The organism is Mesorhizobium sp. M2A.F.Ca.ET.037.01.1.1, assembly GCF_003998075.1.
GTDB lineage: Bacteria > Pseudomonadota > Alphaproteobacteria > Rhizobiales > Rhizobiaceae > Mesorhizobium.
The window spans coordinates 1-4,186 of record NZ_RZSA01000601.1 but is presented as its reverse complement, the minus strand read 5'-3'; the positions used below and the strand labels follow the sequence as shown (position 1 = coordinate 4,186).

Below are 4,186 nucleotides of genomic sequence, written 5' to 3'. Positions count from 1 at the left end.
GGATAGTGCCGCGTAGGCCACCCCGGAGGCTTCCCACCGCGCCGCACTCCTGATCCGGGCGGCGACGGCTGCGAGCGCCACCAGGATCGCGATCAACAGCAACAGCCACAAGGCCGGCACGCCGGCAATCAGCGCGACGATGAAGATCAGAATCAGCGCTTCCGGCAGGAAGCCGAGCGCAGCGCCGTTGCCGGCGCGCGCCATGCGCGTCCATTCATAGAAGATCAACGCCGCGATTGCCCCGCAGAACAGCCGGAACGGCAATCCCCCGAGCCAGGTGAGCGCAAGCGTCAGCGCTGCCATCACGATTGCCGAGATGACGCGCTGCTGGAGGTTGCTCATGCGTGGCGTCGCCTAAAGCGCGACATCGCGGGCGGCGAGCCCGCCGAAGCGCCGTTCGCGGCCGGCAAAGTCGCGCAAGGCATCGGCCAGATGTTCGCGGCTGAAATCCGGCCAATAGCAAGGCAGGAAGACAAGCTCGCTATAGGCAGCCTGCCACAGGAGAAAATTCGACAGCCTGAGCTCGCCGCTCGTCCGGATCACAAGTTCAGGATCAGGAATGCCCTGCGTGTCGAGCGAAGCAGCAAAGCTCTCCGCCGTGATCGCGTCGCTCGCGATGTCGCCGCGCGCGACGGCATCCGCCAGCTTGCGAGCGGTGCGCACGATCTCGTCGCGGCCGCCATAGTTGAAGGCGATCACCAGCGTCAGCGCCTCGTTGCCGGCGGTCAGCGATTCGGCCTCCTGCAGCAGGCCCCTGATGTCGGGCTGCAGCCCTTGCTTGTCGCCAATTATCCTCACCCGCACGCCGTTCTGATGCAGTTCGGCAAGGTCGCGGCGGATGAACAGCTTCAACAGACCCATGAGGTCGCTGACTTCGGATTTCGGCCGCGACCAGTTTTCCGAGGAAAAGGCGTAGACAGTCAGGTAGGAGATGCCGAGATCGGGCGCGGCGCGCACTGTCTTGCGCAGGGCCTCTACGCCCGCCCGGTGGCCGGCAAGGCGCGGCAGACCGCGCGCCTTGGCCCAGCGTCCGTTTCCATCCATGATGATCGCGACATGCGCGGGCGTTGCCATAATCTCGCTTTCGAGCCGGAAAACCCGACCCTAAACCTGCATGATTTCAGCTTCCTTATCGGAAAGCAGGTGATCGATCGTGCTGATCATCTCGTCGGTCAGCTTCTGCACCTGGTCGGAGCGCTTGCGCTGATCGTCCTCGCTGATGGTGCCGTCCTTCTCAGCCTTCTTGAGGAAATCCATGCCGTCGCGGCGGACATGGCGCACCGCGACGCGCGCGTTCTCGGCGTAGCCATGCGAGATCTTGACCAGCTCCTTGCGGCGCTGCTCATTGAGCTCGGGCAGCGGAATCCGGAGCGTGGTGCCGTCGACGATCGGGTTGAAGCCCAGATTGGCCTCGCGGATGGCGCGGTCCACCGCGCTGACCATCGACTTGTCCCAGACCGACACCGAAATCATGCGCGGCTCCGGAACGGACACGTTGGCCACCTGGTTGATCGGCATCGCCGTGCCGTAGGCCTGCACCTGGACGGCGTCGAGCAGGTTGCTGGAGGCGCGGCCGGTGCGCAGCGAAGCCAGATCGTGCTTGAAAGCGGCGATCGCCCCATCCATGCGTCGCTTCAGGTCTTCGTACTCGCCACTCATGATCATCTCCTCGACCCGTTCGCCGGGTTCACTGTTTCTATCGTCATTCGGTTCGCGGTTCCGCAGTCGCCTAACGGATTCCGAGGCCTGTTACTTGTCCGTGACGACCGTGCAATGGCCGCCGCCCCTCAGAATATCGCCGAAACCACCTTTTTCGTGGATTGAATAGACGATTATCGGAATGTTGTTTTCGCGCGCAAGTGCAATCGCGGCGGTATCCATGATCGCAAGCCCGCGTTTGATGACTTCGGCGTGGCTGATGCGGTCGAAGCGGACAGCGTTGGAGTCCTTCTTGGGATCGGCCGAATAGACCCCGTCGACCTGCGTGCCCTTGAACAGCGCATCGGCGCCGATCTCGGCGGCGCGAAGGGCCGCGGCCGAATCGGTGGTGAAGAACGGATTGCCGGTGCCGCCGGCGAAGATCACCACCTTGCCCTGGTTCATATAGGCGGTCGCCTGGCGCTGGGAAAAGCTCTCGCAGAGTTCGGGCATGGCGATCGCCGACAGCACGACGGCGTCGACGCCGATCTTGTTCAGCGAGGTGCGCAGCGCCAGCGAGTTGATGACGGTGGCGAGCATGCCCATGTGGTCGCCGGTGACGCGGTCGCCGCCCTTCGAGGCGACGGCGACGCCGCGGAAGATGTTGCCGCCGCCGATGACGACGCCCACTTCGACGCCCAGCGCGCGCGCCTCGGCAATGTCGGCGGCGATGCGGTCGACCACCGAGACGTCGATGCCGAAATGCTGCTCGCCCATCAACGCTTCGCCGGAAGCCTTTAGCACGACACGTCGATAGAGGGGCTTATCCGTCATCTTGATCCTCGCAAATCTCGGCGCGGCAATTTTGGAGGCAAAACCGCCCCCGCTTCATCCGGCGATGCTGTCATGACGGGTTGACCCGATACACGAAGGGCGCGGCGATGTCACGCCGCGCCCTCGTGCAAAATTCCAGGCTTTTTCGGTCAGTTGCCGCCTTTCGAACAGTTGCCCTTTTTCGATCAGTCGCTTGAGATGCTGACCGCTTCGCCTTCGATGATGACGGGAGGGCAATAGCCTGCCGGCTTGTCGCCAGTCACCGCGCCACCGGTCACCCGCACCTGGATCTCGGAGCCGAAATAGGAATGCGGGAACGGCGTCGGCATGGCACTGACCTCTTCCAGCCGCTTGCGAAGCTCGGCGGGAATCGAAAAATCGAGCGCGCCAAGATTGTCCTCGAGCTGCTCGAGCCTCGTCGCTCCAAGGATTACGGAGGCCGATGCCTGGCTGGGTCGCCACCCAGTTGAGCGCGACCTGCGCCATGCTGCGGCTAAGCTCGGCCGCCACCTTCTCGAGCTCCGCCACGATCGCCCAGTTGCGGTCGCTGAACTTCTGGAAGCCGGGATGTGTGGTGTTGCGGAAGCCGTCGAGCCGGCCTGCATTCCCGGCTTGCGTCGGCCTGTATTTGCCGCTGAGCAGCCCGCTGGCCAAAGGGCTCCACACCATGATGCCCGCGCCATGACGGGTGGCGAAAGGCACATATTCATGTTCGATGGCGCGCTCGGCCAGCGAGTATTCGAGCTGCAGCGCCGAGACCGGCTCGTAGCCGCGCAATTCGGCGATCGCCTGGGCGCGGCCGGCATACCAGGCCGGCACGTCGGAGAGGCCGATATGGCGCACCTTGCCGGCGCGTACAAGATCGTCAAGCGTGCGCAGCACCTCCTCGGCCGGAGTGATGCGATCCCAGACATGCAGAAGGTAAAGGTCGATATAGTCGGTACCGAGCCGCTTCAGCGAGGCGTCCACAGCGCGCATGATGTTCTTGCGGCCATTGCCGCCGGCATTCGGATTGCCGGCTTCGGAATTCATGGTGAATTTTGTGGCGATCACAGCCTTGTCACGCAGGCCGCGCTCGGCGACGAATTCGCCGAGCCAGGTCTCGGGTGTGCCGCCGGTATAGAGATCGGCCGTATCGAAGAAGTTGCCCCCCGCTTCGACATAGGCGTCGAACATCGCGCGGGCGGCGTCCCTGTCCGCGCCCCAGCCCCATTCGGTGCCGAAGGTCATGGTGCCGAGCGCCAGCCGGCTGACGCGCAGCCCGCTGTTGCCAAGCGTGTAATAGGTCATGCTCATGGTGGTCTTCCGATTCTGAACTGACTTGCTGCCGGTCACTGGCCGGGGGTCGCCTTGACCCAGGGATTGCCGCGCTCATGCGTCATGCGGAAGGTAAAGCCGTCGACCTTCCAGCCGGCAGCCGAGCGGGTCAAATGATGCTCATAGGTGCCCCAGACCTCCCAGAGCGGGTCGCCATTGCCTTCCATCCGGTTCCAGGCATAGCCGTTGGAATGGACGGTCGCGGCATCGGCCTCGAGCACGACCTGATGGTTGGTGCGCAGATGCAGGCTGGTCTTGCTGCCCTTGAGATTGCCCGCCCAGGCGCCGATCAGGTCGTCGGAGGCGATGTTGGCCGCGGGCTGGCCGGAGAGGCTGCTGAAATCGGCGGTGACGCGGTCGGCAAAATAGCTGCGCGCCAGCTCCCAGTCCTGCGCAT

At 64.0% G+C, this 4,186-nt stretch carries 5 protein-coding genes and 1 pseudogene; all 6 read right to left on the bottom strand.

Annotated elements, in window-relative coordinates; genetic code table 11:
* Positions 1-342, bottom strand: a 342-nt coding sequence (locus EOA27_RS25135; RefSeq protein ID WP_189562105.1) for a phosphatidate cytidylyltransferase, incomplete at its 3' end; no start/stop codon positions are given.
* 12 nt (positions 343-354) lie between these two features.
* Positions 355-1,074 carry an isoprenyl transferase gene (locus EOA27_RS25130; protein WP_126082651.1) on the bottom strand — a complete coding sequence of 240 codons (720 nt, stop codon included), beginning with the start codon at positions 1,072-1,074 and terminating at the stop codon, positions 355-357.
* A gap of 30 nt (positions 1,075-1,104) precedes the next feature.
* Positions 1,105-1,659, bottom strand: a complete 555-nt coding sequence (gene frr, locus EOA27_RS25125) for a ribosome recycling factor (protein ID WP_082037291.1) — start codon at positions 1,657-1,659, stop codon at positions 1,105-1,107.
* A gap of 90 nt (positions 1,660-1,749) precedes the next feature.
* On the bottom strand, positions 1,750-2,472 hold the full coding sequence (gene pyrH, locus EOA27_RS25120; RefSeq protein ID WP_126082650.1) for a UMP kinase: 723 nt from the start codon (positions 2,470-2,472) through the stop codon (positions 1,750-1,752).
* A gap of 185 nt (positions 2,473-2,657) precedes the next feature.
* A pseudogene (locus EOA27_RS25115) lies at positions 2,658-3,768 on the bottom strand (aldo/keto reductase).
* Between the two features lie 35 nt (positions 3,769-3,803).
* Positions 3,804-4,186: nuclear transport factor 2 family protein (locus EOA27_RS25110; protein ID WP_145970516.1), on the bottom strand; the 383-nt coding region annotated here is incomplete at its 5' end.

Bases quoted from the DNA above. Each gene is read 5' to 3' on its own strand.
- EOA27_RS25130 (WP_126082651.1), bottom strand. From the start codon at position 1,074: ATGGCAACGCCCGCGCATGTCGCGATCATCATGGATGGAAACGGACGC.
- frr (WP_082037291.1), bottom strand. From the start codon at position 1,659: ATGAGTGGCGAGTACGAAGACCTGAAGCGACGCATGGATGGGGCGATC.
- pyrH (WP_126082650.1), bottom strand. From the start codon at position 2,472: ATGACGGATAAGCCCCTCTATCGACGTGTCGTGCTAAAGGCTTCCGGC.